1 protein-coding gene is annotated in these 609 nt (G+C 66.8%); it reads left to right on the top strand.

Annotated features, from left to right (window positions below; all coding sequences use genetic code 11):
* A partial coding sequence (locus tag DK368_RS21190; protein WP_155524673.1) for a UTP--glucose-1-phosphate uridylyltransferase occupies positions 1 to 609 on the top strand: 609 nt, incomplete at both ends.

Genomic DNA, 609 nt, shown 5'->3' with positions numbered 1-609 from the left:
CTGCTGGCGCTGGTGGAGGCGATCCAGATCCAGAGCGGCTATATCTCCTATGTGCGCCAGGCCGAGCCGCTGGGGCTGGGCCATGCCGTCTGGTGCGCGCGCGAATTCGTGGGCAACGAGCCCTTCGCCGTGCTGCTGCCGGACGAGCAGGTGCTGGGGCACAAGCCCTGTCTGGCCCAGATGATGGAGGCCTATGAGCAGGTCGGCGGCAATCTGCTGTCGGTGTTCGAGGTCCCGCACGAGCAGACCAACAAGTACGGCATCCTGGATGTGGCCCCGGCCGCCGCCGCCGATGCCCGTCTGGTCGGCGTCAAGGGGCTGGTCGAGAAGCCCGACCCCGCCGTCGCCCCCTCCAACCTCTCCATCCAGGGCCGCTACATCCTGCAGCCCGAGGTGTTCCAGCATCTGGCCGCCTTCGAAAAGGGCGCCGGCGGCGAGATCCAGCTCACCGACGCCATGGCCAAGCTCATCGGCAACCAGCCCTTCCATGGCTTCAAGTTCGAGGGCAAGCGCTTCGATTGCGGCGACAAGCTCGGTTTCGTCCTCGCCAATGTCGCCTATGCCCTGGACCGACCCGACATGGCCGACAAGGTCAGGGCCGCCCTGAAG

This window comes from Oleisolibacter albus (assembly GCF_003336875.1).
Taxonomy (GTDB): Bacteria; Pseudomonadota; Alphaproteobacteria; order Azospirillales; family Azospirillaceae; genus Niveispirillum; species Niveispirillum album.
The sequence above is the reverse complement of the archived record's forward strand: the minus strand, read 5'-3'. Positions and strand labels throughout refer to the sequence as shown.